19 protein-coding genes are annotated in these 26181 nt (G+C 73.3%); 7 read left to right on the plus strand and 12 right to left on the minus strand.

Translation table 11 applies throughout. The features are described from left to right. Positions 1-69: 69 nt before the first annotated feature. The 3 genes from FHS37_RS20360 to FHS37_RS20370 all read right to left on the minus strand — a co-directional run bounded on the left by FHS37_RS20360 (position 70) and on the right by FHS37_RS20370 (position 4400). Positions 70-1566: a serine/threonine-protein kinase gene (locus FHS37_RS20360; protein ID WP_221500096.1), complete on the minus strand. Its 1497-nt coding sequence runs from the start codon at positions 1564-1566 to the stop codon at positions 70-72. A 38-nt stretch (positions 1567-1604) separates the two neighbouring features. After that, positions 1605-2234 carry a hypothetical protein gene (locus tag FHS37_RS20365; RefSeq protein WP_184823315.1) on the minus strand — a complete coding sequence of 210 codons (630 nt, stop codon included), beginning with the start codon at positions 2232-2234 and terminating at the stop codon, positions 1605-1607. 108 nt (positions 2235-2342) lie between these two features. Next, on the minus strand, positions 2343-4400 hold the full coding sequence (locus FHS37_RS20370) for an N-6 DNA methylase (protein WP_184823317.1): 2058 nt from the start codon (positions 4398-4400) through the stop codon (positions 2343-2345). A 201-nt stretch (positions 4401-4601) separates the two neighbouring features. Here FHS37_RS20370 and FHS37_RS20375 point away from each other — a divergent pair, with 201 nt between their 5' ends. Then, a complete protein-coding gene (locus tag FHS37_RS20375) occupies positions 4602-5081 on the plus strand; it encodes a hypothetical protein (RefSeq protein WP_184823319.1) in 480 nt (159 codons plus the stop codon). 45 nt (positions 5082-5126) lie between these two features. Beyond that, positions 5127-5930: a hypothetical protein gene (locus tag FHS37_RS20380; RefSeq protein WP_184823321.1), complete on the plus strand. Its 804-nt coding sequence runs from the start codon at positions 5127-5129 to the stop codon at positions 5928-5930. Between the two features lie 30 nt (positions 5931-5960). Here the strand turns inward: FHS37_RS20380 and FHS37_RS20385 are convergent, their stop codons facing one another. Both FHS37_RS20385 and FHS37_RS20390 read right to left on the minus strand, forming a co-directional pair. Further along, complete coding sequence (locus FHS37_RS20385) at positions 5961-6704, minus strand: N-acetyltransferase (protein WP_184823323.1); 744 nt, start codon at positions 6702-6704, stop codon at positions 5961-5963. Between the two features lie 61 nt (positions 6705-6765). Beyond that, entirely contained in the window at positions 6766-7545 is a 780-nt protein-coding gene (locus tag FHS37_RS20390) for an HNH endonuclease family protein (protein WP_184823326.1), read from the minus strand. 171 nt (positions 7546-7716) lie between these two features. Between FHS37_RS20390 and FHS37_RS20395 the strand changes: the two genes are divergently transcribed. After that, entirely contained in the window at positions 7717-7902 is a 186-nt protein-coding gene (locus FHS37_RS20395) for an antitoxin (protein WP_184823328.1), read from the plus strand. A gap of 140 nt (positions 7903-8042) precedes the next feature. On the opposite strand, the gene mfd is transcribed toward FHS37_RS20395, so the two are convergent. Both mfd and FHS37_RS20405 read right to left on the minus strand, forming a co-directional pair. Beyond that, positions 8043-11579, minus strand: a complete 3537-nt coding sequence (gene mfd / locus FHS37_RS20400) for a transcription-repair coupling factor (RefSeq protein ID WP_184823330.1) — start codon at positions 11577-11579, stop codon at positions 8043-8045. A 333-nt stretch (positions 11580-11912) separates the two neighbouring features. After that, positions 11913-12371, minus strand: a complete 459-nt coding sequence (locus FHS37_RS20405; protein ID WP_268254587.1) for a helix-turn-helix domain-containing protein — start codon at positions 12369-12371, stop codon at positions 11913-11915. A gap of 353 nt (positions 12372-12724) precedes the next feature. On the opposite strand from FHS37_RS20405, the gene FHS37_RS20410 reads away from it, so the two are divergent. Next, complete coding sequence (locus tag FHS37_RS20410; protein WP_184823334.1) at positions 12725-13282, plus strand: phospholipase A2; 558 nt, start codon at positions 12725-12727, stop codon at positions 13280-13282. Positions 13283-13402: 120 nt separating this feature from the next. Here the strand turns inward: FHS37_RS20410 and FHS37_RS20415 are convergent, their stop codons facing one another. After that, the gene (locus FHS37_RS20415) at positions 13403-15982 is read right to left on the minus strand and encodes an ABC transporter permease (protein WP_184823336.1); all 2580 of its coding nucleotides are present in this window, start codon (positions 15980-15982) and stop codon (positions 13403-13405) included. Then, the gene (locus FHS37_RS20420) at positions 15979-16767 is read right to left on the minus strand and encodes an ABC transporter ATP-binding protein (RefSeq protein ID WP_184823338.1); all 789 of its coding nucleotides are present in this window, start codon (positions 16765-16767) and stop codon (positions 15979-15981) included. Before FHS37_RS20420 ends, FHS37_RS20415 begins: the two co-directional genes overlap by 4 nt. A 439-nt stretch (positions 16768-17206) precedes the next feature. Here FHS37_RS20420 and FHS37_RS20425 point away from each other — a divergent pair, with 439 nt between their 5' ends. The 3 genes from FHS37_RS20425 (at position 17207) to FHS37_RS20435 (ending at position 21386) form a co-directional block, all read left to right on the plus strand. Then, positions 17207-18700, plus strand: coding sequence for an MFS transporter (locus FHS37_RS20425; protein WP_184823340.1), 1494 nt, complete (start codon positions 17207-17209; stop codon positions 18698-18700). A 647-nt stretch (positions 18701-19347) separates the two neighbouring features. Continuing rightward, on the plus strand, positions 19348-19773 hold the full coding sequence (locus tag FHS37_RS20430; RefSeq protein WP_184823342.1) for a DUF485 domain-containing protein: 426 nt from the start codon (positions 19348-19350) through the stop codon (positions 19771-19773). Continuing rightward, positions 19770-21386 (plus strand): sodium/solute symporter, encoded by a 1617-nt coding sequence (locus FHS37_RS20435; RefSeq protein WP_184823343.1) that lies wholly within the window; start codon positions 19770-19772, stop codon positions 21384-21386. The genes FHS37_RS20430 and FHS37_RS20435 overlap by 4 nt, the downstream gene beginning before the upstream one ends. A gap of 73 nt (positions 21387-21459) precedes the next feature. Here the strand turns inward: FHS37_RS20435 and FHS37_RS20440 are convergent, their stop codons facing one another. The 3 genes from FHS37_RS20440 to FHS37_RS20450 all read right to left on the minus strand — a co-directional run bounded on the left by FHS37_RS20440 (position 21460) and on the right by FHS37_RS20450 (position 26167). Next, positions 21460-22344, minus strand: coding sequence for a cellulose-binding protein (locus FHS37_RS20440; RefSeq protein ID WP_184823345.1), 885 nt, complete (start codon positions 22342-22344; stop codon positions 21460-21462). 211 nt (positions 22345-22555) lie between these two features. Further along, positions 22556-25138 carry an SUKH-4 family immunity protein gene (locus FHS37_RS20445; RefSeq protein WP_184823347.1) on the minus strand — a complete coding sequence of 861 codons (2583 nt, stop codon included), beginning with the start codon at positions 25136-25138 and terminating at the stop codon, positions 22556-22558. 9 nt (positions 25139-25147) lie between these two features. Next, the gene (locus tag FHS37_RS20450) at positions 25148-26167 is read right to left on the minus strand and encodes an SMI1/KNR4 family protein (protein WP_184823349.1); all 1020 of its coding nucleotides are present in this window, start codon (positions 26165-26167) and stop codon (positions 25148-25150) included. Positions 26168-26181: the final 14 nt, after the last annotated feature.

Consider the following 26181-nt stretch of genomic DNA (forward strand, 5'->3'; position numbering starts at 1 on the left):
TCCGGCACCGGCGCGGCACCGACACGACACCCGTCGGCACCGGCACGGCACCCGTCGGGGTGGCGCCGGTCAGCCGCGCACCTGCCCCAGCCACTGCAGCGTCCGCCGGATCTCCGCGGCCATCGGGTGCCCGGGGCCCTGGACGCGTTCCACGTCGTGCAGCAGCCGGACCAGCGTGTCGTGCGCGGCGGCACGGTCGCCGAGGGCGAGCAGGAGGTGTCCGACGCGGCGGCGGACGTCGTGGGCGAGCTGCGGGTCGCCGACGGCCACGTACCGGTTCTCGTAGTACGTCAGCAGCGCCCGGTACTCGGCGAGCGCCGCCGCCGGTTCGCCGAGCTGCTCCAGGCACTGGGCGACCTCGTAGCGGTGGCGCAGCGCCTGCGGGTCGGCCTGGCCGGCCTCGGCGGCGCGTTCGTCGGCGAGGCGGCGCAGTTCGGGCAGCGCGCGCCGGTACTGGCCGTCGTCCAGGAGGGTGGCCGCGTACTGCTTGCGCAGGGTGCGGACGACCGGGGAGTGCTCGCCGTGCTGCTCGGCGGCGACGGGCAGGATCGCGCCGAGGATGTCGACGGCCTGGGTGATGCGGCCCTCGCCGAGCAGTCGCTTGACCTCGTCGACCGCGGCGGCGACGTCGGCCTTCTCCGCCACCGGCGCGGGCGGCGCGGCGGGGGCGGGCTGCGGCGCGGGCGTGCGTGCGCGGTCCGGCCAGGGGGCGTGCGGGCGCAGGAAGGGGCGGGTGGGGTCCAGGGGCGCCCCGGTGGGCGTGCCCCGCGCGGGCAGCAGCTGCGCCAGGTGTTCGTAGACCTCCTGCGCGGAGCCCGGGCGGTGCTGCGGGTCCTTGGCGAGCAGCCGCAGCACCAGTGTCTCCAGGGCCTCGGGGACCTCCGGGCGGATCCGGCGCACCGGCACCGGCGGCTCGTACAGGTGGCGGTGCAGCACGCCGAGCGCCGTCGAGCCCGCGAACGGCACGTCGCCGCTGAGCAGCTCGTGCATGAGCACGCCGAGCGCGTACAGGTCGGTGTACGGGCCGACCGCGCCGCCCATCGCCTGCTCGGGGGCCATGTAGGCGGGCGAGCCGATGGGCGAGCCGGTGTGCGTCAGGCGCGTGGTGTCGCTGTCCATGACGGAGGCGACGCCGAGGTCGAGCACGGTGACGGTGCCGTCCTGCTTCACCATCACGTTGCGCGGCTTGAGGTCGCGGTGGACGATCGGCACGGCGTGCACGGCGCTCAGCACGGCGCACAGCTGCGCGGCCACCGCCACGGTCCACTGCCACGGGTACGGGTCGTGCTCGGCGAGGTGGTCGCCGAGGTCGGCGCCGTCGACGTACTGCATGACGAGGAACAGCTCCTCGCCCTCGCTGCCCGCGTCGTGCACGGTGACCAGGCCGGGGTGGTCGACCTGGGCGGTCACCCGGCACTCGCGCACGAAGCGGCGGCGCAGCTCGTCGGCCTCCTGCCCGGCCACCTTGTCGGGACGCAGCAGCTTCACCGCCACGCGCCGGTCCAGCCGCTTGTCGTAGGCCGTCCAGACCTGTCCCATGCCGCCCTGTCCGATGAGCGTGGACAGTTCGTAGCGGCCGGCGACGACACGTCCCGCCGTCACGGTCACCTTCCGCCTTCGTGGTCGCCGTGCTGCCCGCTCTGTCCGTCCTGGCGGCGCAGGTAGTCGCTGAGTTCGTCGAGTTCGGCCCGCACCTGGTCGATCCGGGCGGGCGCGGGACGCTGCGGCTGCGGTACGGGGGTGTGGGGGACCGGGGTGTGGGGGACCGGGGTGTGGGGCGCCGGGGGCTGCGGCACGGGGGTGGGCGCGTACGGCGAGGCGGGCTGCGGGTAGCCGTACGGGGAGTGGACGCCCGGGGAGTGCATCGTCGTGGCGTGGGGCGACGGCGGCGCCTGGACCGCGTACGGGTACGGCTGCCGGTGGAGGCGTATGTCCACGGTCAGGAAGTAGGCGCCGGCGGCCGCGCCGAGGATCAGGACCGCGGCCAGGGCGACGTCGGTCCGGGGGTCCGTCTCCGGCAGCGAACCGACCACCGCCAGGCAGGTGATCGACACCGGGATGCTCACCCAGGCCAGTGTCCAGTCCAGGATCCGCCCCCGCAGGAACGCGATCCGGAACAGCGGCACACAGGCCAGCAGGCCGCACGACAGGAAACCGGCGGCGACGAACAGCACGCGCAGGGTGATGACCGTTGCCGCGCTGCGGGTGGGCGGCGTCGCGCCGTGGCCGTACATGACTGCTCCTGGACAGGTGTAGCCGATGGGAACTCGGATGAGGGTCCGAGCGTATAGGCCGATGGGGACAACCGGTCCCGGGATGTACCGAACCGTTGCCGTACCGGCTCAGTCGGGCGCGATCGTCCCGTCGGTCAGACCGTCGTACATCCCGCGGACGAGCTGCTCGCCGAGCCGGCCCGCCCGCCGGAGCGCCCGCTCGAACGCGTCGAGGTCCCGGAAGCGCGCGCCGTAGCGCCGCTGCTCGTCCCGGGGGATCCGGGGCAGCTGGAGGCGCCGTACGTCGAGCCGGGTGGCGGTGGACGCGTAGCTGCTGGCCTGGCGGTTGTTGGCGGTGCCGCGCAGGAACCCGGCGAGGAACCACGCGTCGAGCGCCGCCGGGTCGGGCCGCAGCAGCACGAGGTTGCGGCCGAGCGCGGCCCCGGCGGTCGCCTCGTCGATCACCCGGGCGACCGAGCCGCCGCCGAGCACGGGGACGACGACGTCGCCGGGTTCGGTGAGCACCGCCTCCTCGTCGCTCTCCGGGAGCGTCCCGGAGGGGCCGGTGCCGGAGAGGACGTCGTGGTCGGTGAGGACGGGCACGCGCGCGTGCCCGCCGTTTCCGCCCGTGCGCACCACCAGCGCGCCCGCGCGCGCGAGTTCGCCGACGGTGGTGAGCGGCCGGCGCCCGGGGGCGGCGGGCCGCGCGGGGTCCACGGGCGGTGGGGTGAGCTCGGCGGTCAGCCGCAGCGTCTCGCCGAGCCGCTCGTGCACCTCGGCGAGGAGGCCGGTGCCGTCCGCCGCGGCCGGGGGCGGAAGGTGGCGGGCCGGGGCGAGGTCGACGTCGTCGTCGAGGAGTTCGATGACGGGCACGGAGCGGGCGAGTCCCGGACGTTCGTCGAGGCGGCCGGCCCGGTCGTGGGCGCGCCACGCGTCGAGGACCGCCTCCCGCACCCCCTGCCAGTCGGGCCCGCCGCGTCCCTCGCCGGTGAACCGCCCCGCGTCGGCGAGCAGCACCTCCGGGTGCGCGGGCGCCTGTTCGGGGCGGCGCAGCACCCACAGGTGCAGCGGGACGTTGTACGGGGGTGCCGCGCCGGCCGGCAGCGCGACGACGGCGCGCAGTGCGCCCCGGCGCAGCAGGTCGGCCCGGATGCGGCGGCCGGAACGGCGGGACGCGGCGGCGGGCGGCATCAGCAGCACGGCGGTGCCGCCGTCCCGCACCCGGGCGAGCGCGTGCTGCACCCAGGCCAGTTCGGACTCGGTGCGGGCCGGGAAGCCGTACTCCCAGCGCGGGTCGTAGGCGAGTTCGTCGTGCCCCCAGTTGCGCTCGTTGAACGGCGGGTGGCACAGGACGGCGTCGGCCCGCACCCCCGGGTGGGCGTCGGTGCGCAGGGTGTCGCCGGCGGCGGCGTGCACGGGGGCGCGGGTGTGCAGGGCGAGGCGGAGCGCGGTGAGCGCGGCGAGTTCGGGGGCGCTGTCCTGCGCGTACAGCCGCTGGTCGGGGCGGGGGGCGACGGCGCGCAGCAGGGCGCCGGTGCCGCAGGCCGGGTCCAGGACGGTGCGGGCGGGGCCGGCCAGGTCGGCCATGAGACCGGCGAGGTCGGCGGGGGTGAGCGTGTACTGGCGCGGATGGGCGTCGAGGTGCCGGCCGAGCAGGAACTCGAAGGTCTGCCGGGCGCCCAGCTCGGCGGCGAGCTCGGCGGCTCCGCGGAGGAGGGGGACGGAGGGGAGCAACCGGGGAGCGGTGGGGGTGTTCACAGCGCCCGCACTGTTCACACGCGATCCGGCGACCCCGCCCAGCCTCGGTGCGAGCACGTGGTCCAGCGCTCCGGGCAGCATCGCGGCGAGCCGCTCGTCGGAGCCGGAACTCACCTCCAGCCAGACGGGGGAGCGGTCGTGGATCAGGAGCAGGACGCAGCCGGCGTGGGTGAGGGCGGTGACCGGTCCGTCGGGGTGGCCGGCGAGCTGCTGCCAGACGCGTTCCCGCAGGGGGACCTCGGCGAGCTTGCTGTGCCGGCGCAGCCAGTGCTCGACCTCGGCGAGGGCGAACGAGGGGCTGGTCTCGGTGCCGCCGACCGGCTTGGGGAAGTCGGCGTGCCGACGGCGCCAGTTGCTGACGGCGGCGCGGCCGACCCCGGCCAGCCGTGCGATCCCGGCGGCGGTCACTTCTGTCGTGCTGTCCTGCATTCCCGGCACTCGCCCCGCTCCCCCTCTGTTCCCTGTGTGGCGACGAGCATACCGATGCGTGCAAGATCCAGGGGTTCACGAGCGTGCACTCACTTGTCAATGTGAACCGTGTTGACTCGGTTTACAGTCTCTGCTGTGATTGACCCCGTGAACGAGCAGCCGTCGGCAGGTGGCGGTTGCCGCGTCGGGAGGGACACAGCCATGGGCATGAAGAGCAAGATCGCGCTGGGCGCCGTCGTGGGGATCGTCGTCATCGGTGCCGTCTCGGCGAACTCCGGTGACACGGAGGGCGGAACCGGCGGCAAGGGCTCCTCGGCGTCCGCGGAGCGGCAGTCCGGCGGCGCGAAGTCGGGGGGCGGGTCCGACGCGAAGCCCGCCGACGACAAGGGCGCCGAGAAGGCGTCCCAGTCCGAGCAGTTCAAGGCGTTCGTGCAGAAGAACGGGACGGCCCAGGAGAAGGAGGCCGTCGCGCACGTCACCAAGGTCCAGGGCGCCGACGAGCAGAACGACATCCTCGACACCGCCGACGTCTACACCGACTTCACCGGCGGCGTCATGGGCGAGGGCACGGGCCCCGCCAAGCTCATCGCCTCCGCGTTCGCCGACTGGAAGCAGAGCGAGAACGGCCTCGTCACCGTCTACGACGCCGACGGCGAACTGCTCGGCAACGGCGAGTTCTGACCCGTGCTCACCATCCGTTCACCGAGAACTCCGGGGGGACCCACCATGCGTCGCACCGCACTCGCCGCCCTCTGCCTGGCCGCCGTGGCCACCGCCGGTCTCACCGGCTGTGGCGGCGAGGGCGGGGCGAACAGCGGCACCTCGAGCGATTCGGCCGGACAGAACACGGCGAAGGAGCGGAAGAGCTCCCCGGAGCCGAAGGAGGAACCCTTCGCCGGACTGACCGGCGGCGAGATCGCGGAACGGGCCCTGAAGGCCACCACCGGCGCCTCGTCCCTGCGGATGAAGGGCGACGTCCCCGACGAGGAGACCGGCGGCACCATCCACATCGACATGGCCCTGAACGAGCAGGGCGAGTGCGCCGGCACGATGGGCCTGGAGGGCCAGGGCGAGGCCGAGCTGATCAAGACCGGCGACACCCTCTACATGAAGTACGACGAGGCGTTCCTGCGGGCCCAGAGCAAGGGCGAGCCCGAGGCCGACGTGGACGCCGCCGTGGCCCTGCTGGCCGGCAAGTGGACCAAGACGTCCGCGAAGGGCGCGGACGCCGGGGACATCGCCGGCTTCTGCGACCTCGACCTGGTGCTCGGGGACCTGGAGGACGAACGGTCGGAGGCGACCCGGGGGAAGACGACGACCGTCGACGGCACGCCCGCGATCACGCTGGAGGAGCGGGAGGGCAGGGACCGCTACACCGTCTACGTCGCCACGGAGGGCGAGCCGTACCTGCTGCGGATCGACAGCGCGTCCGCCGCGGACCCGGGTTCGATCTCCTTCGCCGACTACGACGAGCCGGTCCCGGCCGACAAGCCCGCCGGAGACGTCCTGGACCTGGACGCCCTGGGCTGACCCGCCCGCGGGGCGTCCCCGCCGGGCCGCTCACAGGGGGTGCCGCATCCACACGTTCGGCTCGACGTACACCGCGTGTCCGCGGGCCGGCTCGCAGCGCACCGGCACCAGCGCCCCGGGCACCTCGACGTCGCCCTCGGCGTCGAAGGGGAGGCCCGTCCAGCGGCGCCACTCCTCCAGCGCGGCGGACACCGTCATGGACGCCGGCGCCACGGAGGCGAGGGTGGCGCCGGCCCGGGCGTGGACGCGCAGCCAGGGGTCGTGCGGCAGCCCGTCGGGGCGCACCCGGCGGGCGTACTCCTCGATGGGGGTGCGCGGTTCCAGGTGCTTGGCGCTCGGGCGGACGGGGGCGACGACCTCACGGAAGCCGTGGAGGCGGGCGTTGTCGCGCATCGCGGAGAGCATCAGCGCGGACAGTCCGCGGCCCTGGGCGTGCGGGGCGACGGAGACCGAGATCGCGCTGACGGTGTCGGGGCGGACCCCGCGGCGCAGATCGGAGAAGGCCCACACGAGGACCTCGTCCCAGCCGCGCGCGGGCAGCTCCCCACGGCCCTCGGCACCGAGGGCGAACGGCACGCTGTGGGCGGTGGCGACGACCTCGCCCCGCGCGTCCTCGGCGAACAGCACGTACTCGGGCAGTTCGGCGGCGATGCGCGGGAAGTACGCGGCGCCCACGAGGTCCTCGAGCACGAACTGCGGCCAGGTGTCCGCCATGTCCCGCACCGGCTGCGCCATGAGGGGGCGGTCCGCGAGGCTCGAAACCCTGAAGTCCATGGCGTCACCGTAGACGTGAGTCCGCGCGCGGCGGAACGGGTTTCCGGTGCCCGGCCGCCGTTCAGCCGCCGCACTGCGCCAGCATCATCCGCCTGTCGGCCGACGTCACCGGCATCTCGTACTTGACGGCGACCTGGGCGAAGCGGACCGCGTACGCGCACCGCACGGACCTGTTCGGCGGGAGCCAGGCCGCCGGACCGGAGTCCCCCTTGGCCGAGTTGGCGGGGCCGTCGACCGGGATCAGGTTGAGGGGGTCGTTCGCCAGCCGCTCCCGCTTGTCCTCGGGCCAGCGGGAGGCGCCCATCTGCCAGCTGTAGGAGAGCGGCACGACGTGGTCGATCTGCACCTCGGCGGCCTCCTGCTTGCGCCACTCGATGGTCTTGCCGGTGTAGGGGTCGGCCAGGGTCATGGCGATGACCACGCAGTCGGAACCGGACCGGAAGCGGAGGTCCTGGCCGTCGCGCCGGAGCAGGTCGTTGCGGGTGTCGCAGCCGTTCCGGGCCAGCGGGACCCCGTCGGCCGTGTCCATCCACGCGTACCCGAAGTCGTCCCGGTCGTAGCCCGTCCTCGGACCGCGTCCCCTCGTGGGCACCGTCTCGATGAGCTCGCGGGCCTCCGCCCTGTCGGCCTCGCCCGTCACGGGCGCCAGGCCCGGTTTCGTCCCGTCCGGGTTGTCCAGCGGGCCGGCGGCCCGCCCGTCCGCCGCGGCGCCCCCGCTCTCGTCACCGGCGGGGGAGTCCCCGTCCTGGATCCCCTGGCAGCCGGCGAGCAGCACGACGGCGGCGCACACCGCCGCCCCGGTGCGTCCGACCGCCCGGCCCCGCCTTCCGTACCCCGCCACGACGTCCTCCCTCGCTCCCCTGTCGCCTGCCCCCGCCCGGACCGTGCGATGCCCGGTGACGTCCGCTCCACCGTAACGAGCGAAAGGTCCAGACCATACATGGCCCAAACGGGCATTCCTCGCCTGTCGCGCGTATCGTCTCTTCTGAGTCACCATCCGAAGGAGCTCTGCATGGGTATCTTCGACAAGCTCAAGGGCAACAAGACGGCACGCGAGAAGGCCAAGCACGCCTCGGACACCGCCGAGAAGAAGGTCAACGAGAGGACCGGCGGCAAGTACGAGCAGCAGGTCGACACCGGGCAGCAGCAGGCCGAACGCCGTCTCGGCATGGACCGCGACCGCCCCGACCAGCCGTAGGTCCCGCGTCGACCCGAGGTCGCGCCGGCCCCTGTTCACCGCAGAAGCCGTCCACGGCGACGTCCCCGTGGACGGCTTCCCGCGCTTTCCGTGCCCTCCGCGTTTCCCCGCGCCTTCCCGCGGCCCGGGACGGTGCCGTCCTACGACCCCAGGACCGACGTCAGGAACTCCCCGACCCAGCCGAGCAGCTCGCGCCCGACCAGCGGCCTGCCGCCCACCTTCGCGGTCTTGGGACGCGGCACCAGCACCTGGTGGGCGGCCGCCTTGACGACCGTGCCGGGGTAGAGGCGCTTGAGGCGCAGTTCCTGGGACTCGCGCAGCTCCACCGGGGCGAAGCGGACGTTGGTGCCCTGCAGGACGATCTCGCCGACGCCGCACGCGCGGGCGAGCATGCGCAGGCCCGCCACCAGCAGCAGGTTCTCCACCGGCTCCGGCAACTTGCCGTAGCGGTCGACGAGCTCCTCGCGCACGGCCTTGATGTCCTCCTCCGTGTTGGCGGAGGCGATCGCCCGGTACGCCTGGAGCCGCAGCCGCTCGCCGGGGGCGTAGTCGTGCGGGACGTGCGCGTCGACGGGCAGCTCGATCTTCACCTCGAGCGGCGGCTCCTCCTCGATCCCGCCGGTCTCCAGCTGCCTGCGGTAGTCCGCGACCGCCTCGCCGACCATCCGCACGTACAGGTCGAAGCCGACGCCCGCGATGTGCCCGGACTGCTCGCCGCCGAGGAGGTTTCCGGCGCCGCGGATCTCCAGGTCCTTCATCGCCACGTACATGCCCGCGCCCATCTCCGTGTGCTGGGCGATGGTCGCGAGGCGCTCGTGCGCGGTCTCGGTCAGCGGCTTCTCCGGCGGGTACAGGAAGTACGCGTAGCCGCGCTCCCTGCCCCGGCCGACGCGGCCGCGCAGCTGGTGCAGCTGGCTGAGGCCGAAGTTGTCGCCGCGCTCGACGATCAGGGTGTTGGCGTTGGAGATGTCGATGCCGGACTCGACGATCGTCGTGGACACCAGCACGTCGAACTTCTTCTCCCAGAAGTCGACGACGACCTGCTCCAGCGCCGACTCCGACATCTGGCCGTGGGCGGTGGCGATCCGCGCCTCGGGCACGATCTCGCGCAGCCTCGCCGCCGCGCGGTCGATCGACTCGACGCGGTTGTGGATGTAGAAGACCTGGCCCTCGCGCAGCAGTTCGCGGCGGACGGCGGCGCCGATCTGCCTCTCCTCGTAGGGGCCGACGAAGGTGAGCACCGGGTGGCGCTCCTCCGGCGGGGTGGTGATCGTCGACATCTCGCGGATGCCGGTGACCGCCATCTCCAGGGTGCGCGGGATCGGGGTGGCGGACATGGTCAGCACGTCGACGTTGGCGCGCAGCTTCTTCAGCTGCTCCTTGTGCTCGACGCCGAAGCGCTGCTCCTCGTCGACGATGACCAGGCCCAGGTCCTTGAACTTGGTCTCGGAGGAGAACAGCCGGTGGGTGCCGATGACGACGTCCACCGAGCCGTCCCGCAGGCCCTCCAGGACCGCCTTCGCCTCGGTGTCGGTCTGGAAGCGGGACAGCGCCCGCACGTTGACGGGGAACTGCGCGTACCGCTCGCTGAACGTCCCGAAGTGCTGCTGCACCAGCAGCGTCGTCGGGACGAGGACGGCGACCTGCTTGCCGTCCTGGACGGCCTTGAAGGCGGCCCGCACCGCGATCTCGGTCTTGCCGTAGCCGACGTCGCCGCAGATCAGGCGGTCCATGGGGACCGACTTCTCCATGTCCTCCTTGACCTCGGCGATGGTGGTGAGCTGGTCGGGCGTCTCCGCGTAGGGGAAGGCGTCCTCCAGCTCCCGCTGCCAGGGGGTGTCGGCGCCGAAGGCGTGGCCCGGCGCCGCCATCCGCGCGCTGTACAGCTTGATCAGGTCGGCCGCGATCTCCTTGACGGCCTTCTTGGCGCGCGCCTTGGTCTTGGTCCAGTCCGCGCCGCCGAGGCGGTGCAGGGTGGGCGCCTCGCCGCCGACGTACTTGGTGATCTGCTCCAGCTGGTCGGTGGGGATGTAGAGGCGGTCGCCGGGCTGGCCGCGCTTGGCGGGGGCGTACTCCACGACCAGGTACTCGCGGGTGGCGCCCTGCACGGTGCGCTGCACCATCTCGATGTACCGGCCGACGCCGTGCTGCTCGTGGACGATGTAGTCGCCCGCCTCCAGGGTGAGCGGGTCGATGGTCTTGCGCCGCCGGGCCGGCATCCGGGCGCCGTCGCGGCCCGCCGCCTTCTGCCCGGTCAGGTCGGTCTCGGTGAGCACGGCGAGCCTGAGCACCGGGTCGACGAACCCGTGGTCGATGCAGCCGCAGGAGACGTGCACGACGGAGGGGCTGAGCTCGCCGAGGTCGTTGTCCAGACGGGCCGGGACGCCCTCGCCGCCCAGCACCTCGACCGTGCGGGAGGCCGGGCCGTGGCCCTCGGTGACGAACACCGTGCGCCAGCCGTCGGCGAGCCAGCCCTTGGTGTCGGCGAGCGCCCGCGCGGTGTCGCCGCGGTAGGCCTCGGGGGCGTGCATGCCGAGCTTGAGGGTGTCGGCCTCCTCGAGGGCGTCGTCGGCGGCGAACGGCGACACCGACCACCACATCATGTCCAGCTCGCGCGCCCGGTCGCGGACGTCCGCGATGGACCACAGGGAGGCCGCGCCGACGTCGATGGGCGCCTCGCCGCCCCCGGCGGTGGCCGCCCAGGAGGCCTGCAGGAACTCCTGGCTCGTCGCCACCAGGTCGGCGGCCCGCGTGCGCACCCGCTCCGGGTCGCACACGACGGCCATGGCGCCCTCGGGCAGCACGTCGAGCAGCAGCTCCATGTCGTCGACCAGGACCGGCGCGAGGGACTCCATGCCCTCCACGGCGATCCCCTCGGCGATCTTGCCGAGCAGTTCGCCGAGCTCGGGGTGGGCCTCGGCGAGGGCACGCGCGCGTGCCCGTACGTCCTCGGTGAGCAGCAGCTCACGGCACGGCGGCGCCCACAGGCCGTGCTCGGCGACCTCCAGGGACCGCTGGTCGGCGACCTTGAAGTAGCGGATCTCCTCGACGTCGTCGCCCCAGAACTCGATCCGCAGCGGGTGTTCCTCGGTGGGCGGGAACACGTCGAGGATGCCGCCGCGCACCGCGAACTCGCCGCGCTTCTCGACCAGCTCCACGCGCGCGTACGCGGCGGCGGCGAGCGCCTCGACGACCTCGTTCAGGTCGGCGCTCTGCCCGGTCCGCAAGGAGACGGGCTCCAGATCGCCCAGCCCTTTGACCTGCGGCTGGAGTACGGAGCGCACGGGCGCCACGACGACGGAGACCGGGCCGGTCTCGGGGTCGTCGGGGCGGGGGTGGGCCAGGCGGCGCAGCACGGCCAGGCGGCGGCCGACGGTGTCGCTGCGGGGGCTGAGCCGCTCGTGCGGCAGCGTCTCCCACGACGGGTACTCCACGACCCCCTCCGGCGGGATCAGGGAGCGCAGCGCCGCGGCCAGGTCCTCCGCCTCGCGTCCCGTCGCCGTCACCGCCAGGACGGGGCGGCCCGCGTCCCGGGCCAGGGCGGCGACCGCGAAGGGGCGGGCCGCGGGAGGGCCGACCAGGTCGACGTGCATGCGGTTGCCGTCGGAGGCCGCCGAGATCGCTTCCGCGAGGGCGGTGTCCTTGACGACGGCGTCGAGCAGACCGTGCAGGCTCATTCGGGGCGCTTTCCGTCCGGGGGTGTGCAACACGACGGGCCCGACGCGCGCTGCGGGCCGGGGGTGTCCAGCGTACGACTGCCCGCCGTGGTGTGCCGACGACACCGGATTCCCGCGGCGGGCGCGCTCACCCGTCGCACCGCTCCGCCGCCGGCCGGGTTCCCCGGGCACGTGGCCCGGCTGCGGGCGTCCCGGCGGCCGTCCGCCCCCACGCCGTCCCCGGCGGCAGCCACGCTGCCGCCGGAACCACCGTGCGGCCCCGGAAGCCGGGGACCCGCCGCCGGCCCCCTCCGGAGGCGCTCGGCGTCGGGCCCCCGGTGACGTCCCGGGCGGTCAGCCCGCCGGGCGCGGCCCCGGGGCGGGACCTGGTGCCGGGCGGTGGCGAGATGCGTGGCCCGCGAGGTGCACCGGCCGTGACCGGTACGGGTTCTGCCTGGTCAGAGCAGTGCCGTCCTCGGCGGCTCGTGCCTCCTCCGGACCGAGGAAGGAGATGGTCACGCCTCGCCCCGGTCGCACCGTCAGGTACAGCACCGCGCCCAATGCCTCCGCTATCCGCTCCAGCAGGGGCAGTGTCGGCATGTTCCGCCCGCACTCGAGCCGGGAGACGGCGGCCTGCGTCAGGCCGGAGCGGGCGGCCAGGTCCACCTGTGTCATCCCGGACTCCTCGCGCCTGCGGCGTACCGCCCGACCCAGGGACTCCTCGATCGACTCCCTCGCCGAGGGTCCCGGTAATTTCTCGGCGATGCCCCTTGTTTCCTGATATTTCCCCCGCGGTCCGTGAATGACAACCACTCCCCGAATGTTTACTGCGCAACAGTCGTATTCAGCCTCCGAAGAACGCGGTCAGGCTATGCGGGAAGCGGCCGGGGGCTCCCTCCACTTGAGCAAGATCTGAGCTCGCCCGCGGACGCCGCGACGGGCCGCGGCAATCCTGGCGAATATTCCGTCCGCCGCATATAGCACAACCGGCATACCGTAGCGGCCCTCTTCGGTCATTGCTGGTCAGGGGCCGCGGATTATTCAATTCCGGTTCGGTCCCGGAGTCGTCACGGAATTAACGATTGCCCGACGGGAAGAGGGCGTGCCATCGTTGCCGCCACCTCGAACAGACCTCGAACAGTCATCGAACAGAAAGGACGGGAGTCGTGAACACGCTACGTCTGGCCCTCCCCGGTGCAGCCCTCTCCGGTGTCCTCCTCGTGACCGGTGTGACCCCCGCCGTCGCCGCCTCCGACGCGCCGGCCGAGACCGTGACCGCTCAGGTCGGCCCCATGGTGACCAAGGCCCAGAAGGTCAAGAAGCTGGGCTCCCTCACGGGCAACTCGGGCGCGTCGAGGGACCGCTGGTTCGACGCGCTCACCCAGCACAAGAAGGGCAAGGCGTCCATCAAGAAGTACCGCTTCGACTGGGGGACCGACTACTGCTCCGGGGCACCCGAGAAAATCTCGGGCGGCTACGACTTCACGTTCGCCTGCTACCGCCACGACTTCGGTTACCGGAACTACAAGAAGACCGTCGGCAAGAAGGCCTTCAAGAATTACCACAAGCCCCGTATCGACAAGGCCTTCCACACCGACATGAAGTTCGTCTGCGGGAAGAAGTTCTGGGCCGACCCGTACACGCCGTCGCAGCGGAAGAAGCTGAAGTCCGCATGCCTCAAGACGGCCAAGAAGTACTACGAGGCGGTCGTCGCCCTCGGCTGACGGGTGCGGTACGCCGGACAGCGGCACACATGAGCGGGCGGGGCGTGGGATCGGATCCCACGCCCCGCCCGGCCACCGGGGACGGCCCCACCCTCCGGGGCGGGGCCGTCCCCTCCCCCGTCAGTCGGTGGCGATGGCGTTGAGCACGTTCATCCTGCCCGCCCGGAACGCCGGGACCAGCGCGGCGAACAGACCCACGAAGGCCGAACCGATGAACACGCCGATGATCGTCGGCCACGGGATGTCGAGGACCTTCAGGCCCTCCAGGGCGAGCAGCTGCTGTGCGGTGGCGCCCCAGCCCATGCCCAGCCCCAGGCCCAGCAGGGCGCCGAAGAGGGCGATCACGACCGACTCCATGCGGATCATGCGGCGCAGCTGCCGGCGCGAGAGGCCGATGGCCCGCATCAGGCCGATCTCCCGGGTGCGCTCCACCACCGACAGCGCCAGCGTGTTCACCACACCGAGGATCGCGACGACGATCGCCAGGGCCAGCAGACCGTAGATCATGTTCAGCAGCTGGCCGATCTGGTCCTTCAGCGCCTGCTTGTAGTCGGTCTGGTCGCGCACCTTGTACTGCGGGAAGTCGTGCAGCGACTCCTTGAGCGCCTTGTACGCGGCGTCCTTCTGCCCGTCCTTCGCCGAGGCGAAGAGGAGCCGGTCCAGCGGCATCTTGTCGGCCGGGACGTACGCGGCGAGGGTGTCGATGGACGTGTACATCGCGCCGGCGTCGACGACGGCCTCGCTGCTGGTGATCGCCCGGACCGTCAGCGTGCCCGTCGAGCCCTCCTTGAAGGCGACCTCGATCTTCGAGCCGATGTCGATGCGGTGGTCCTTCGCGAAGTCCTCGTGGACGGACATCGAGCCGGGCCGGTAGGCGTCGGCGAGCTTCCCGGCGACCGTCTCGACCCGCAGGTCGGTCGCGTACGTCGGGTCGGCCGCCGTGATCGCGGTGTCCTTCACCGTCTTGCCGTCGGGCGTGGTGAAGTCGGCCTCGGTCCACTTGTACTCGGTGACCCGGTCCAGCGCCCGCACCGACTTCACGGCCTCGACGGCCTGCGGGGTGATCGGCTGACCTCGGTCGTTCTGGATGATGAAGTCCGTGCCGACCGTCTTGTCGAGCTCCTCGGTGGCGGAGGCGACCATGGAGGAGCCGACCACCGACAGGCACGCCACCAGCGCGAGCCCGATCATCAGCGCGGCGCCGGTCGCACCGGTGCGGCGCGGGTTGCGCAGGGCGTTGCGCTCGGCCATGCGGCCCACCGGGCCGAAGGCCCGCAGCAGGACCGCGCCGAGGACCCGGACCACACCGCTCGCCAGCACCGGGCCGACGGCGACGAAGCCGATCAGGGACAGCACCACGCCCAGGCCCAGCCACAGGGAGCCGTCCGCGGCCTTGTCCGCGGTCCCCGCCAGGTACAGGGCGGCACCGCCGGCACCGGTGAGGACCAGACCGACGACGCCCCGTGTCCAGCCGGCCTTGCGGTCCGCCGGGGTCCCGGCGTCGCGCAGGGCGGCCATCGGGGAGATCCTCCCGGCCCGCCGCGCGGGCAGGTAGGCGGCCAGCACGGTGACGACGACGCCCAGGACCAGACCGACCACCGGGGTCGTCCAGGCGACCGTGAGGTCGTCCGTGGACAGCTCCATGCCCATCATGCCCATGAGCTTCATCAGCCCGACGGCGAGTCCGACGCCCGCGCCGACGCCCAGGACCGAGCCGGTCACACCGAGCAGCAGCGCCTCGGCCAGCACCGAGCGGTTGACCTGCTTGCGGGAGGAGCCGATGGCCCGCATGAGGCCGATCTCGCGGGTGCGCTGGGCGACCAGCATGGAGAAGGTGTTGACGATCAGGAAGATCCCGACGAGGAAGGCGATCCCGGCGAAGCCGAGCATCGCGTACTTCATGACGTTCATGAATTCCTCGACGTCCTTCTGGTTGGCCTCCGCGGTCTCCTCGGCGGTCTGCACCTTGTAGTCGCCGCCGAGCCCGGCCAGGACGTTCTTCTTCAGCTGCACGTCGCTGACGCCGGCCGCGGCGGTGACGTTGACGTTGGTGTAGACGCCGCTCTCACCGACCAGGACCTGCTGCGCGGTCTTCGTGTCCAGGTAGAAGATCGCCGCACCGGGGTTGGTGACGGTGAAGTCGGCGATGCCGGAGATCTTCGCCGTGTGCGTGCCGACGACGTTGATGACACCGATCTCGTCACCGAGCTTCAGGTCGTGCTTGTCGGCGGTGTCGGCGTCGACCATGATCTGGTCCGGGCCCCCGGGCGCCGCACCGGAGGTGATCTCCATGGTGCGGGCGTCGTTGGCGTTCCAGCTGCCGACGATGGTCGGGCCGCCGCTGGTCGGCGAGAGGCTGTCCTTGTCGCCGTCGACGACGGTCACCGAGGTGGAGAACACCGTGCCCTCGGCCGACTTCACCCCGTCCACCTCGCGCACGTCGGCGAGCACGGAGGCCGGTATCACCGGCGGCTTGCCGTTGTCGGAGGTGGTCTCGCCGCTGTCGGAGGCGTTCTCGGCGCTCACCGTGACGTCCGAGGAGGTGGCCGCGAACAGCTTGTCGAACGTCGTGTTCATCGTGTCCGTGAACACCAGCGTCCCGCACACGAACGCCACCGACAGCAGCACCGCCACCGCCGACAGCGCCATGCGCCCCTTGTGCGCGAAGAAGTTGCGCATCGAGGTCTTCAGGACGGTCATGACGTGCGCCCCCGGGCGTCGAAGTCCTTCATGCGGTCCAGGACCTGTTCGGCCGTCGGCTGGAGCATCTCGTCGACGATGCGGCCGTCGGCGAGGTACAGCACCCGGTCCGCGTAGGAGGCGGCGACCGGGTCGTGGGTGACCATCACGATGGTCTGCCCCAGCTCGTCCACCGAGCGGCGCAGGAAGCCCAGCACCTCGGCGCCGGCGCGCGAGTCGAGGTTCCCGGTCGGCTCGTCACCGAAGATGATCTCCGGCCGGGCCGCCAGCGCCCGCGCCACCGCGACCCGCTGCTGCTGGCCGCCGGACAGCTGGGTCGGCCGGTGCTTCAGCCGCCCGGCGAGCCCCACGGTCTCCACCACCCGGTCCAGCCACGCCTTGTCGGGCTTGCGGCCGGCGATGTCCATGGGCAGCGTGATGTTCTCGATCGCGTTCAGCGTCGGCAGCAGGTTGAACGCCTGGAAGATGAACCCGATCCGGTCCCGGCGCAGTTGCGTGAGCTTCTTGTCCTTCAGGCCGGTGATCTCGGTCTCGTCCAGGTAGATCTGCCCGGACGTCACGGTGTCGAGCCCGGCCAGGCAGTGCATCAGCGTGGACTTGCCGGACCCCGAGGGGCCCATGATCGCGGTGAACCGGCCGCGGGCGATGTCCACGTCGACGTGGTCCAGGGCGACCACACGGGTCTCCCCGGCCCCGTACGCCTTCACGACCTGCCGCGCCCGCGCGGCAACGGCCGTACGCCCTCCAGTACCCCCGTGCCTGGGAATGGTCACAGCCGATGTCACGGTAAGTCTCCTATGTCGGTCAGCAGATGAGAAAGCGGTGCCGCGACGCCCGCCGTCATGCCTGGCGGCCGCTTCGCGCAGTTCCGTACGACGTGGTTCAGTCTGGCGACGGGGAGGGGCCCGCGCACTGGTGTTCAGCGCAGTCCTTCCCTGAGGAAAACCCCACCCCCGCCGGTGTGCTCAGCCGCCCCCCAGCGGCATAAAGCCAGGTTAAGGACGGTTCCCGCGCGTCTCGTCCTCCGTCGGTACGAACCCTCCCCGAGCCGTAGTACGGAGGTACCCCTAAGGGCTGTCCTCCGGCGGGCGGAGGCCTTCTCGGGGTCGGCTCCTCCCACCGGCCCACCCGAGCCTCCGCCCTCCCGCGACGTCAGGGTCAAGTGCGAAGCTGTCCGACACAGATAGGTGCAAGGGACAGACAACCGCGAGGGAAGGATTCCGGGTGGACAGCACCAGACCGGCGACACGGGACACCCCGCAGGAGCCCCGAACCGACCGCCGCGGAGCCGTCGTCGCCGCCCTGATGCTGGCGATGGCGCTGGCCGCCCTCGACTCCACCGTCGTCTCCACCGCCGTCCCGCAGATCGTCGGCGACCTCGGCGGGTTCTCCTACTTCTCCTGGCTGTTCTCCGGCTACCTGCTGGCCGTCACGGTCACCCTCCCCGTCTACGGCAGGCTGTCCGACACCTTCGGCCGCAAACCGGTCCTCGTCGCGGGCGCGGTGCTGTTCCTGCTGGGCTCGCTGCTGTGCGCCCTGGCCTGGAACATGGCCGCGCTCGTCGCCTTCCGCATCGTGCAGGGCCTGGGCGGCGGCGCACTCCAGGGCACGGTGCAGACCCTCGCCGCCGACCTGTACCCGCTCGAGCAGCGCCCGAAGATCCAGGCCCGCCTCTCCACGGTCTGGGCGGTCTCCGCGGTCGCCGGCCCCGGCCTCGGCGGCCTGCTCGCCTCCTACGCCGACTGGCGCTGGATCTTCCTGGTCAACCTGCCCGTCGGGGCGGTGGCGTTGTGGCTGATCGTGCGTCACCTGCGGGAGCCGGCGAGGGAACGGGCGGCACGCGCGCGTGTCGACTGGGCGGGCGCGCTGGCGGTCTTCGCCTGCGGCGGCGTCCTGCTCACCGCCCTCGTCCAGGGCGGAGTGGCCTGGCCCTGGCTGTCCGCGCCCTCGTTGGCCCTGACCTCGGCGGGACTCGTGCTCCTGGCGGTGGTGGTGGTCGTGGAACGCCGCGCGGCGGACCCGATCATCCCCGGCTGGGTGTGGCGCCGCCGCACGATCGCCGCGGTCAACCTCGCCCTGGGCGCCCTGGGCCTGCTCATGGTCGCCCCGACCGTCTTCCTGCCCACCTACGCCCAGTCGGTGCTCGGCCTCGCCCCCGTGGCCGCCGGATTCGTGTTCTCCGTGTGGACGTTGACCTGGCCGGTCTCGGCGGCCCTCAGCCAGCACGTCTACCGCAGGATCGGCTTCCGCAGCACCGCGATGCTCGGCATCGGCACGGCCGCGCTGATCCTCTCCGCGTTCCCCTTCCTCCCCTACCCCGGCGAGGCCTGGCAGCCCACCCTGCTGATGCTGCTGCTGGGCGCGGCGCTGGGGCTCTTCCAGCTCCCGCTCATCGTCGGCGTGCAGTCGTCGGTGGTGTGGGAGGAACGCGGCACGGCGACGGCGTCGATCCTCTTCTGCCGCCAGACCGGCCAGACCGTCGGCGCGGCCCTCTTCGGCGCGGTCGCCAACGGGGTGCTGGCCGCCCGCCTCGGCGGCGCGAGCGACCTGGACGCGGTGACCCGCGCCCTGGACGCGGGCACCGTCCCCGAGGCGACCCGCCGGGCCGTCGCCGACGCCGTCCACGCGGTCTACCTGGGCGCGGCGGGCGCGGCGGCGCTGGCGTTCCTGGTCCTGCTGTTCCTGGCCCCCCGCAGGTTCCCCGTGCTCGACCAGTGACCGCCGCCCTCTCCGGCGAGGGCCCCTGTCGCGCCCCTACTTCCCGAAGGCCCCCTTCCGCATCAGTTCCCGGAAGGTCGGCGTGCCCTCCGTCGTCCGCACGTCGACGAACGCGCGGACGTGACCGCCCCCGACGGCCTGCCGGAGCACCGCGTGCGCCGGGTCCGCCCGGCTCGTGTACCGCCCGGGCGGACGCGACGTGCCGACGGCGTGCCGACCCGGTACGCGCTGACCCGCGGTCGCCGGACCGGGAAGGCTCCGGGGAGGCGCGTGACGGCTGTGGCCGTGTGCCCTTCGGCGACCGCCCGTTCGACGGTCCGCCGCCCGGTCGGCCCGGTCGCCCCGAAGACGACGGTGCTCCTGGGGCCGGTGGGGTGCGCGGAGCTCACGGGCGCTCTCCCTCCGCCCGCCTCCGCCTGCCCCCGGCACGTCCGCCGACAAGAGGTCCGCGTCCGCGGGAGAGTGACGGGCGGCCAAAAGTCTGAGTTAACGCGGGTAACACCCCAGGTCAGCCCGCCACCCGCATACCGACCGATCAGTTTGGCCAAAACGCAGCGCTTCCCGGGGCGCGGGAGTAACGTGCGGGATCCGCTTCCCCCCAACTCCCTGCCGTCCCCGCACGGACCCGAGCCTGCAAGGAGCACGGGATGTCCTTCGACCCGTACCCGTCCCCGTGGGGCCCGCCCCCGCCTCCGCGCCGGAACCCGTACCCCCGCACCCCCGCCCCGCCCGCCCCGGACCCGCGGCGCGCCCCCCTCCACCCCCCGCTCGGACACCACAGCGACCTCCGCCGCCTGCGCAGCGCCTACCGCTGGCAGCGCCGCACCGCCACCCTCACCGCGCTCGGGTACTTCGTCCTCTTCCTGATCCTGTCCGCGTCCGCCCCCTCCTTCATGACCGGCACCGTCACCGACGGAGTCCCCACCGGCCTGCTGCTCGCCCTGCTCCAGGTACCCGTCACCTGGCTGGCGATCGCGATGTACGAAGGCACCGCCCGCCGCCACGTCGACCCCCTCGCGGACCTCATCCGCAGGCAGACCGAGCTGGACGCCAAGCGGGGGGCGACGCGGTGAACCCCGAGTTCAGCGGGAACGCACAGGCCATGGCCCTCGTCGGCTTCTCCGCCGTCGCCACGGTCACCCTGCTGCTGTGCGTGATGACCGGCCCCGACCGCGACGACCTCGACGAGTTCTACACCGGCTACGGCTCCCTGTCCCCCTTCCGTAACGGCCTGGCCATCGCCGGCGACTACATCTCCGCCGCGACCGTCCTCGGCACCGGCGGCGTCATCGCCCTGTTCGGGTACGACGGCATCGTCCTCGCCCTGAGCACCGCGCTGTCACTGATGCTGCTGATGTTCCTGCTGGCCGAACCGCTGCGCAACGCGGGCCGGTTCACCATGGGCGACGCACTGACCCGGCGCATGCCGCGGGAGCGCGGCATACGCGTCACCGCCAGCGCCGTCACCCTCGCCGCGCTGCTGCCGATGATGCTGGTGCAACTCGCCGGCACCGGACAGCTGATGGCGTTCATCCTGGGCTTCTCCGGGGAGTCGCTGCAGACGGGCTGCATCATCGGGGTGGGCGCGCTGATGATCAGTTACGCGGCGATCGGCGGCATGAAGGGCACCGCCCTCATCCAGATCCTGAAGATGGTGATGCTGCTCGGCTCCGGCACCGTCGTCGCCGCCCTCGTCCTGGACCGGTTCGACTGGAACCCGGGCGCGCTGTTCGACGCGGCCGCCGACAACAGCGGGGTCGGCTCCGCCTTCCTCTCCTCCGGCCTCCAGTTCGCCGGAGGGGCCAGCCCCGGCCTGGACATGATCACCTCACAGCTGACGGTCGTCCTCGGCGGCGCCTGCCTCCCCCACGTCACCATGCGCATGTACACCGCCTCCAGCGCCCGTCAGGTGCGCCGCTCGATGTCCTGGGCGGTGTCGAGCGTGGCCCTGTTCGTCCTCGTCCTCACCGTCGTCGGCTTCGGCGCGACCGCGCTGGTCGGACGGGCCGCGATCGCCGAGGCGGATCCGCGCGGCAACACCGCCTACCTCCTCGGCTCCCAGGCCGCGTTCGGCCCGGAGGTGACCACGACCGAGACCTTCCTCCTCACCACCGTCACCACGGCGATCTTCCTCACCGTCCTGGCCTCCGTCGCCGGCATGATCCTCGCCTGCGCCAACTCCCTCGCCCACGACGTCTTCGCCTCCCGCCTCCAGGAGCTGTCACCGCGCCGCGAGATGACCCTGGCCCGCCTCTCCGCGCTCGCGGTGGGCGTCCCCGCGATCCTGCTCGCCACCCTGGTGCAGCACCACAGCCTGCAGCCCCTGGTCACCCTGTCCTTCTGCATCGGCGCCTCCGCCATCGCGCCCGCCCTCGTCTACGGCCTCTTCTGGCGCCGCTACACCCGCACCGGCCTGCTCGCCACCCTCATCGGCGGCTCCCTCGCCGTGCTGCTGCTGATGCCGGGCACCAACCTGGTCTCCGGCTCCCCCGTCTCCGCCTTCCCCGGTGCCGACTTCAACTGGTTCCCCTTCACCACCACCGGGCTGCTGTCCATCCCCGCCGGCTTCGCCTGCGGCTGGATCGGCACGATGGCCTCCGGCCGGGCCGGGACGGAGGAACAGCGGCGGCAGTACGAGGCGGTGGAGGCACGGATCCTCGCGGGGGCGGTGCGCAGGAGGAACTGAAACGGCACGCGGCGGGCGGCGGACGGGACGGCCGCCCACCGCCCCTCCTCCCGCTCCACCACCCGCCCCTGCCTCACTCCACCACCCGCCCCGTCAGCGCGCTGAGGCTGGCGCACACGTGGTCCATGTGCGCCTGCACGACCTCCCGCGACTCCTCGTGCTCGCGCAGCACCCGCTCGGTCTCCCGCGCGATGCCCTCCGCGCGCACCCGCGCCTGGGCGAGCAGCTCGTCCGCACGCTCCTCCGCCTCCTCCTGACGGCGCCGGGCCTCCTCCTCCGCCTCGGCGAAGACCTGCTTCGCCTCGGCCAGCGCGCCCTCGGCCCGCTCCACCGCCTCCGTGTGCCGGGCCTCCAGGGCGGCCACCCGTTCGGCCTCCTCCCGCTCCACCTCGGCCAGCCGCCGCTGCTGCTCCGCGGTCCGCTCGGCCAGCATCCCGGAGGTGCGCCGGCGCACCTCCCGCAACGCCTCCAGCGTCTCCGCGCGCTGCTCCTTCACCTCGGCCCGGGCCGCGACGCGGATCTCGTCGGCCTCCGCGCGGGCCGCGAGCAGCCGCTGCCGGGCGTCCTCGTCGGCATCGGCGCGCAGCGTGTCGGCGCACGCCTGCGCGGCCTCCCGCACGCCGGCCGCCTCCTCCCGCGCCAGGTCCCCCATCCGCTGCGCCTCCCGGCGGGCCCCCTCCCGCACGGCCTCCGCCTCCTCCTCGACCAGCTCGAACAGCCGCCGCGCGCTCTCCCCGAGCGACTCGTACGTCTGCGGGGCCAGCCCCGCCACCCGCTCCCGCAGCCGCTCCAGCTCCTCCTCCATCTCGCGGGCCAGCACGGTGAGCCGCGCGGCCCGCTCCCAGGCGGCATCACGGTCAGCGGAGAGGGCATCGACGTACGCGATCACCTGCAGGGGGCGGTAGCCGCGCCCCCGCACGACCTCGAAGCCCTGCGACGACACCGATGCGCTGCTCATCCTGGAACCCCTCTTCACCGGACGGACGGACCCGAGGCCCGGTACGACGACCGGGCACGAAATGGGATGATTCGCGCACATCTTGGTGGAACACACGGAAGTGTTCATAACGCGACACTCCGCGAAGAGGGCACGCAAAAGCCGGGCCCGGTCGACATGTCGACCGGGCCCGGCCCTGACGTCCGCGCCGAGCACGGAGGTCAGCGGCGGCTCACAGCAGGCCGTCCCACATCTGCTCCAGCAGCACCGACCACCAGCTCTCCGGCGAACCCAGCGCCGCCGGGTCCAGCGCGGCCAACTGGGCCTGGAAGTCGACGGTCCAGCGACCCGCCTGCTCCTGGTTCAGCCCGTACCGCAGCCGCCACATCCGCCCCAGCAGCGCCAGGCAGCGGGCGAACTCCGGCAGACCGGTGTTCACGAACTGCGGCGGCACGGGCGCCCCGCCCGGCCCCGCCTCCACCGGCACCGCGACGATGTGCGCCGTGCCGTACTGCACGCAGATCGCCTTGCCGAAGTCGCTGCCCATCACCAGGTACGAGCCCGCGTCCGAGGCCGGCTGCACCCCCCGCTCGGCCGCCAGCTCCGCCAGCGTCGGCACCGGCCGGCCCGGCTGGGCCTGCGCCCAGAAGAACGGGCCCATGTCCAGCGGCAGCCCGGCCACCACCAGCGTGTGCGCCACGATCGGCGGCACCCCCTGCCGCGACACCGCCGCCTGCTCGAACCGGAACACCCCCGGCCCGAACGCCCCCGCCAGCTCCTGGGCGATGCCCTCCGGCGGAACCGGCGGCGCCGGCTGCACCGGCGGCAACGGTGCGCGCACCGGGGCCGGACGCGCCGGACCGTCCGCCACCTGGTGCAACTCACCCTGGTGGGCCAGCAGTTGCTGCATGCCCTGCTGCCGGCTCGCGTGATCCGTGCCGTACGGCGCGATGGACGTGATCCGCGCCTGCGGCCACTGCTCCCGGATCATCCGCGCGCAGTACGCGCCCGGCAGCTCGCACGACTCCAGCTCGGTGTGCAGTTCCAGCACCTGGCCCGGCGGCACGTTCATGGCACGCAGCTCGTGGAAGATCTGCCACTCCGGGTGCGGCGTGCCCGGCGCCGAACGCCGGATCAGCTGCTGCTCGGAACCGTCCTGCGCGCGGTAGCGCAGCACGGCCTGGTAGCCGGGGCCGACGGTCGGCTGACCGGTGGGCTGCTGCGGATACCCGTACGCCGGCGGCTGCCCGGGCACGGGCGCGCCGTGCGGAGGCGCACCGGGAGCCATCGCACCGGGCGGCCTCCCCGGGGCCGGCGGGGGCGGCGGCGGAGGCGCACCGGGACCCCCCACCGGGGGCGCGGCCAGCACCGTCTCCGCGTGGTGCACGGGGCCGCGCGCACCCCCCGGAGCACCGGGGGCACCGGGAGCGCCGGGGGCGACCGGAGGATGCGGCGCACCGGGAGCGGCCGGGGCGCCGGGCGGCGGACCCGGGGGCTGCGGCGCGCCGGGAGCGCCCGGGCCCGTCCCGCCGGGATCGGCGAGCATCGTCGCGGCGTGGTGGACACCACCGGGCGGCGTGCCGGGCGCGTTCGGCGCACCCGGGGGAGGCGGGGTCGGAGCACCGGGCGGCGGCGTCGCGGCACCCGGCGGCTGCGGGGCCGGCGCGCCCCCGGGCCCCTCCGGGCCGTCGGGGCCGAACGCCGACACCATCTGCGTCGGTACGTACCCGCCGCCCGCCGGAGCACCCGGCGCACCGGGAGCGGGCGGGGGCGTGGCGCCCGGCCGTGCGCCCGGCGTCCCGGGGGCGCCCGGCGGAGGCGGCGGCGTCGGACCCGAGCCACGACGCGGCGGCGGTGTCGCCTTGCTGGTCGCGGCGTCGGCGATGTCCCCGGCGTGCGGCGCGAGCGGCCGCTCGGGAGCAGCCGGAGGCGGCGTACTGCCCTGCGGCGCACCCGGCGGAGGGGTGCCCGGCACACCGGCGGGCGGCGTACCCGGTACACCGGCGGGCGGCGTACCCGGAACCCCCGGAAGCGGCGTGCCCGGCGCACCGGGTTCCGGAAGCGCCGGTGCGACAGCCGTCGACGGAAGCTGGCTGCCGCCCGACATCAGCGTCGTCCTGGCCTCCGGCGCCACCGCGGACGGCGGGGCGGCGTCACCGGACTCGTTCAACTGCGGGGCGAACACGGTCTCCGGCAGCGGCACGGAACGGTCCTCACCGGCATCGGCGCTGGTGTCCGTACCGGCCCACGGCGTCGCCCCGGCCGACGCACCGCCACCCGCCGGGGAGTCACTCCCCCCGGCGGCGGGCCACTCCGCCCCGCTCCCCGCCCCGGCGGGCACGCCCGACGCCGGAGCCCCGGCACCGGAAGCAGAAACGGAACCGGAATCCGCCCCCGCGGTCCCCGAGGCCGAAGCCGACCCCGCCCCCCGCCGGTCCGGAATCCCCAGCCGATCCGCCGCCTCCTGCAGCCACTCCGGCGGACTCAGCAAGAACGACGTCTGGTTCAGATCCACCCGCGCCGCAGGCGCCGGCACCGGCTCGGGCGCCGCGTCGTCACGGCCGTACTCCTCCTCGTACCGGCGGATCACCTCGCCCACCGGCAGCGCCGGCCACAGCGTCGCCTCACCGCTGTCCCGGGCGATCACCAGCCGCTGCGCACCGCCGTCCGAACGGGGCCCGTCCGCACGGTCCTCCGCCCACACCACGAACCCGAGGTCGAACTCCCGCACCCGCACCTCACGGTGCTGGTACGACGGCACGTCCCCGTTGACCCACTCCTCCGCGCGCTCCTGCGCCTGCGCGAACGTCACCATCGCCGAAGCTCACTCCCCCGCGGAAGAAACCGGAACGGCACGCGCGAACCCGCCGTCCACCATCAGATTCGCCACCGTCTCCAGTTCCGGCGGAGACCCCGCGAGCCGCGACAGGAACGCGTCGAAGTCGTCCCCGCACGGCAGCAGCAACCGCTCCACCCGCTCGGCCGGCGGCCACGACGGATCCACGTCCCGCGCGTCGTCGTACGCGCAGAACCACACCGAACCCACCCGGTCGCCCCTCACCTTCACCGCCAGCAGACCGCCCTGCACGAAGCCGACGCACAGGTAGTCCTTGGTGAGGTGATCCCGCAGGCACTTGTTGACGTACACCAGGTCGTTGACCGCCGCCTCGTCCCGCACCGTGAAGAACGGCTGGTCCACCAGCAGACCCAACTCCGCGTCCAGCGCCGTCCCCACCGGCGCACAACCACCCGCCGCCTTCAGGAACGACCGGTACGCACCCGGCAGCCGGTACCCGAGGTCCTCCTCGACCCCCAGCACCTGCGACTCCGACACCGCCACACCCGACTTCGGCAGCCCGAAGTGCGCCGGACGCGTCTCCTGCAACGGCCGCGTGCCCCGCTTGTCCTGGTCCACGTTCGCCGTCGCCAGCCCGCCGTGGTGCCGCAGCAGCGCCTTCACCTCGACCGGCACCAGCTCCAGCCGCCGCGACCCCACCACGTGGTGCCACGTCCAGCCGTGCGGCGTCGCCACCGCCGGCACCGTGTCCCACAGCTCGTGGCCGCTCGCCGCCAACGCCGCGTTCGCCGACACGTAGTCCGTCAACCGCAACTCGTCGACGCCGAAACCCTCCGGCGGCTCCGCGACCTCCGCGGCCGCCCGCGCGTACGGCGAGAAATCGGGGTAACCGCGCTCGTCCACCCGCACCCCTCTCGGGTGACGGGCCGCCCGCACCGGATCCGGGAAGTGCACGACCTGCCCGGCGTAGGCCGCGTTCGGCGGCGCGGCTTGTCCCCCGGCCTGGCGGCCGGGTGGTACCCCCAGCCCGAGCCGACCTGTCGTCATGGCGGTTGCCCCCT

This window comes from Streptomyces griseomycini (assembly GCF_014203535.1).
Taxonomy (GTDB): Bacteria; Actinomycetota; Actinomycetes; order Streptomycetales; family Streptomycetaceae; genus Streptomyces; species Streptomyces griseomycini.

What these genes read in the sequence shown, in the direction of transcription:
- FHS37_RS20395 (WP_184823328.1), top strand. Translation starts at nt 7,717, where the DNA reads ATGGGTATCTTCGACAAGCTCAAGGGCAACAAGACGGCACGCGAGAAG.
- FHS37_RS20380 (WP_184823321.1), top strand. Translation starts at nt 5,127, where the DNA reads ATGCGTCGCACCGCACTCGCCGCCCTCTGCCTGGCCGCCGTGGCCACC.
- FHS37_RS20430 (WP_184823342.1), top strand. Translation starts at nt 19,348, where the DNA reads ATGTCCTTCGACCCGTACCCGTCCCCGTGGGGCCCGCCCCCGCCTCCG.
- FHS37_RS20450 (WP_184823349.1), bottom strand. Translation starts at nt 26,167, where the DNA reads ATGACGACAGGTCGGCTCGGGCTGGGGGTACCACCCGGCCGCCAGGCC.
- mfd (WP_184823330.1), bottom strand. Translation starts at nt 11,579, where the DNA reads ATGAGCCTGCACGGTCTGCTCGACGCCGTCGTCAAGGACACCGCCCTC.
- FHS37_RS20440 (WP_184823345.1), bottom strand. Translation starts at nt 22,344, where the DNA reads ATGAGCAGCGCATCGGTGTCGTCGCAGGGCTTCGAGGTCGTGCGGGGG.
- FHS37_RS20445 (WP_184823347.1), bottom strand. Translation starts at nt 25,138, where the DNA reads ATGGTGACGTTCGCGCAGGCGCAGGAGCGCGCGGAGGAGTGGGTCAAC.
- FHS37_RS20370 (WP_184823317.1), bottom strand. Translation starts at nt 4,400, where the DNA reads ATGCAGGACAGCACGACAGAAGTGACCGCCGCCGGGATCGCACGGCTG.
- FHS37_RS20385 (WP_184823323.1), bottom strand. Translation starts at nt 6,704, where the DNA reads ATGGACTTCAGGGTTTCGAGCCTCGCGGACCGCCCCCTCATGGCGCAG.
- FHS37_RS20375 (WP_184823319.1), top strand. Translation starts at nt 4,602, where the DNA reads ATGGGCATGAAGAGCAAGATCGCGCTGGGCGCCGTCGTGGGGATCGTC.
- FHS37_RS20365 (WP_184823315.1), bottom strand. Translation starts at nt 2,234, where the DNA reads ATGTACGGCCACGGCGCGACGCCGCCCACCCGCAGCGCGGCAACGGTC.
- FHS37_RS20415 (WP_184823336.1), bottom strand. Translation starts at nt 15,982, where the DNA reads ATGACCGTCCTGAAGACCTCGATGCGCAACTTCTTCGCGCACAAGGGG.